Below are 4,213 nucleotides of genomic sequence, written 5' to 3' on the forward strand. Positions count from 1 at the left end.
CCCGGTGCAGGGCAACGGCTCCTACGCGGCCGACTTCCCGCTCTTCCCGGGCGAGAACATCTGGAAGGCCGTGCCGCACATCATCGGCACCCTCGAGCAGGCCGGCCGGCTCTTCGCCACCGAGGGCATCGTCCACAGCTATCCGCACTGCTGGCGCCACAAGACGCCGGTGATCTACCGCGCCGCCGCCCAGTGGTTCGTCCGCATGGACGAAGGGGAAGGCGTGTTCACGAAGGACAAGGCGCCGGACACGCTGCGCAACATGGCCCTGAAGGCCATCGAGGAAACCAGCTTCTACCCGGAAAACGGCAAGGCCCGCCTGCGCGACATGATCGCGGGCCGGCCCGACTGGTGCATCAGCCGCCAGCGCAGCTGGGGCGTGCCCCTGCCCTTCTTCCTGCACAAGGATTCGGGCGAACTGCATCCGAAGACCATGGAGATCCTGGACCTCGCCGCGGCGATGGTGGAAGCCGGCGGCATCGAGGCCTGGAGCAAGGCCTCCACCGAGGAGATCCTGGCCCAGGTGGGCGCCGCGGCCGACGCGCCCCAGTACACCAAGAGCACCGACATCCTCGAAGTCTGGTTCGACTCCGGCACCACGCACACCACGGTGCTCAAGGGTTCGCACGCCGGCGCGGCGCACGAGAACGGCCCCGAGGCCGACCTGTACCTGGAAGGCCACGACCAGCACCGCGGCTGGTTCCACTCCTCCCTGCTCACGGCCTGCGCCATGTACGGGCGCGCGCCCTACCGCGGCCTGCTCACGCACGGCTTCACGGTGGACAGCCAGGGCCGCAAGATGAGCAAGTCGCTGGGCAACGGCATCGAGCCGCAGCAGGTGAGCACCAAGCTCGGGGCCGAGATCATCCGCCTGTGGGTGGCCGCCTCCGACTACTCGGGCGACATCGCCGGCGACGACAAGATCCTGGCCCGCGTGGTGGACGCCTACCGGCGCATCCGCAACACCCTGCGCTTCCTGCTCGCCAACGTGAGCGACTTCGACCCGGCCAAGGACGCCGTGCCGCTGGCCGAGATGCTGGAGATCGACCGCTACGCGCTCACCCGCGCGGCCGAATTCCAGGCCGAGGTGCTGGCGCACTTCGAGGTCTACGAGTTCCACCCGGTGGTGGCCAAGCTGCAGGTCTACTGCTCGGAGGACCTGGGCGCCTTCTACCTCGACGTGCTGAAGGACCGCCTCTACACCACGGCGCCCAAGTCGCATGCGCGCCGCAGCGCCCAGACGGCGCTGTGGAACATCACCCACGCGATGCTGCGCTGGATGGCGCCCTTCCTCAGCTTCACGGCGGAGGAGGCCTGGAAGGTGTTCGGCCATTCCGATTCGATCTTCCTCGAGGAGTACGCCGAGATCGGCGGGCCCGACACGGCGCTGCTGGCGCGCTGGAACCGCGTGCGCGAGATCCGCGACGTGGCCAACAAGTTCATCGAGGCGCTGCGCACCGAGGGCAAGGTGGGCTCGTCGCTGCAGGCCAACCTGGCGATCCGCGCCAATGCGGCGGACCTGGCGCTGCTGCGCTCGCTGGGCGAGGACCTGAAGTTCGTCTTCATCACCTCGAAGGTGACGCTCGATCCGCAGCCGCTGGCCGAGGGAGAGCTGGCCGTGGAAGTGACGGCCTCCGGCGGCACCAAGTGCGAGCGCTGCTGGCACTGGCGCGAGGACGTGGGCAGCCATGCGGCGCATCCGGCGCTGTGCGGCCGCTGCGCCGAGACCATTGCCGGCCAGGGCACCGGCAACAACGAGCACGGGGCCGTCGCCTGATGGCCGCGCGCGGCAACGGACTGATGCTGCGGGGCAGCAGCGCGTCCGGCAGCATGCTGCCGTGGCTGGCGCTGGCCCTGCTCGTGCTGATCGCGGACCAGTTCACCAAGATCCTGATCCTGGGCTACTACCAGCTGGGGGATGCGACCACCGTCACGTCCTTCTTCAACATCGTGCGGGCGCACAACACCGGCATGGCGTTCTCGTTCCTGCGCGACGCCTCCGGCTGGCAGCGCTGGTTCCTGGCCGGCGTCGCCGTGGTGGCCACGGTGTTCATCCTGTACCTGCTGAAGAAGCATGCCGGCCAGAAGTTGTTCTGCTTCGCGCTGGCCTGCATCCTGGGCGGCGCGGTGGGCAACCTGGTGGACCGGCTGCTGCATGGCTACGTGGTGGACTTCCTCCAGTTCCACTGGGCGAACCGCTGGTACTTCCCGGCCTTCAACGTGGCAGACACCGGCATCACGATCGGCGCAGCGGGCCTGATCCTGGACGAACTGCTCAGGGTGCGCCGCAGCAAATGACCTTCTCCTCCCCCTCTGGGGGGAGGCCGGGAGGGGGCGCTCGCGGCGTAGTTCGACGCCCGGAGTGCCCCCTCCCCAACCCTCCCCCAGAGGGGGAGGGAGCAATACAACACTTCGCGTTGACAGGGCACGCCCCCAGCCCGGCCGGAGCCTGCGCGGCGTATCATGTCCCGAGAACATGAAGCATTTGCTGAACCTGCTGGCAGCGGTGGCGCTGCTGGTCTGGGGCACGTATCTCGTTCGCACCGGCATCCTGCGGGTCTTCGGGGCCAACCTGCGCCAGATCCTGGCGCGCAGCATGAGCACCCGCCCGGCCGCCGGCCTGGCGGGGCTCGGCGTCACGGCGCTCGTGCAATCCAGCACCGCCACGGCGCTGATCGTTTCCGCCTTCGTCGGCCAGGGGCTGGTGAGCCTCTCCACCGCGCTGGCCATGATGCTGGGTGCCGACGTCGGCAGCAGCATGATGGTGGTCGTCTTCTCGTTCGACCTCTCCTGGCTCTCGCCGCTGTTCATCTTCGTCGGCGTCGTCCTTTTCATCACCCGCCAGTCCACGCCGCTGGGCCGCTTTGGTCGGGTGCTGATCGGCCTGGGCCTGATGCTGCTCGCGCTGCGGCTGGTGTCCGAAACGACGGCCATCATGGTCCGCTCGCCGGCGGTGAAGACGCTGCTGGAATCGCTCTCCAGCGACATCCTGCTGGAGATCACCGTCGGGGCCGTGATGGCGGTGGTGGCCTATTCCAGCCTCGCCATCGTGCTGCTCACGGCGACGCTGGCCGCCTCGGGGGGCATTCCGCTCGACGTGGCGCTCGGCCTCACCATCGGCGCCAACCTGGGCAGCGGCCTGCTGGGCGTGCTGGCCACGGCCAAGTCCGCGGTGCCGGTGCGGCAGGTGCCGATCGGCAACCTGGTGTTCAAGTGCTTCGGGGTGGTGCTGGCGGCGCCCTTCGTCGGCTATTGGGTCAAGTACCTGCGGCCCCACGTGCCCGACCACGGCACGGCGGTGGTGCTGTACCACCTGGCCTTCAACGTGCTGATCGCCCTGCTGTTCCTCGCGTTCACGCAGTACGTGGCGCGCTGGGTGGAGCAATGGCTGCCGAAGCCGGACCGCAACCTGGTGGCCGGCCGGCCGCACCACCTGGACCCCTCCGCCCTGGAGACGCCGTCGTTGGCCATCTCCAACGCCGCCCGCGAGGCGCTGCACCAGGCCGACGTGGTGGAGACCATGCTGCTCGGCATGCTGCGCGTGATCAAGGAGAACGACCTGCGCCTGGCCGAGGAGCTGCGGCGCATGGACGACACGATCGACCAGCTCTATTCCGCCATCAAGTACTACCTGACCAAGATCTCGCGCGAGGCCCTCGGCGAGGAGGAAAGCCGCCGCTGGACGGACATCATCAGCTTCACGATCAACATGGAGCAGATCGGCGACATCATCGAGCGCATCCTGCTGGACATCGAGGAGAAGAAAATCCGCAAGGGCCGCAACTTCTCCGATGCCGGCATGGCGGAGATCTGCGAACTGCACGCGCGGCTGGTCGACAACCTGCGGTTGGGGATGAGCGTGTTCCTGAACGGCTCCGTGCGCGACGCGCAGAAGCTGCTGGAGGAAAAGGCGCGCTTCCGTGACCTTGAGCGTGCCTACGCCGGCACCCACCTCACGCGGCTGACCGAGAACACGGCCCAGAGCATCGAGACCAGCTCCCTGCACCTGGACTTGATCAGCGACCTCAAGCGGATCAACTCGCACATCTGCTCGATCGCCTACCCGATCCTCGATTCGGCCGGCGCGCTGGCGCCCAGCCGGCTCAAGCCGGTGCTGCCGGAACAGCAGGCGACAAGGGCGCTGCAGTAGCGGCGGCAGCCACCTGCGCGGCGGGCAACGCCTGGGCGGGGAGCTCCTGCGGCGCGGCGGCTT

3 protein-coding genes are annotated in these 4,213 nt (G+C 68.4%); all 3 read left to right on the forward strand.

Translation table 11 applies throughout. The features are described 5' to 3' along the window. Window positions 1-1,777 (forward strand): isoleucine--tRNA ligase (locus VFM98_RS02990; protein ID WP_325108412.1); only part of this gene is annotated, 1,777 nt, incomplete at its 5' end. Beyond that, the gene (gene lspA / locus VFM98_RS02995) at window positions 1,777-2,298 is read left to right on the forward strand and encodes a signal peptidase II (protein WP_325108413.1); all 522 of its coding nucleotides are present in this window, start codon (window positions 1,777-1,779) and stop codon (window positions 2,296-2,298) included. The genes VFM98_RS02990 and lspA, both read left to right, overlap by 1 nt. A 178-nt stretch (window positions 2,299-2,476) precedes the next feature. After that, the gene (locus VFM98_RS03000; RefSeq protein WP_325108414.1) at window positions 2,477-4,150 is read left to right on the forward strand and encodes a Na/Pi cotransporter family protein; all 1,674 of its coding nucleotides are present in this window, start codon (window positions 2,477-2,479) and stop codon (window positions 4,148-4,150) included. Window positions 4,151-4,213 lie beyond the last annotated feature (63 nt).

Source organism: Ramlibacter sp. (genome assembly GCF_035706265.1).
In the GTDB taxonomy this organism is placed as follows: domain Bacteria; phylum Pseudomonadota; class Gammaproteobacteria; order Burkholderiales; family Burkholderiaceae_C; genus Ramlibacter.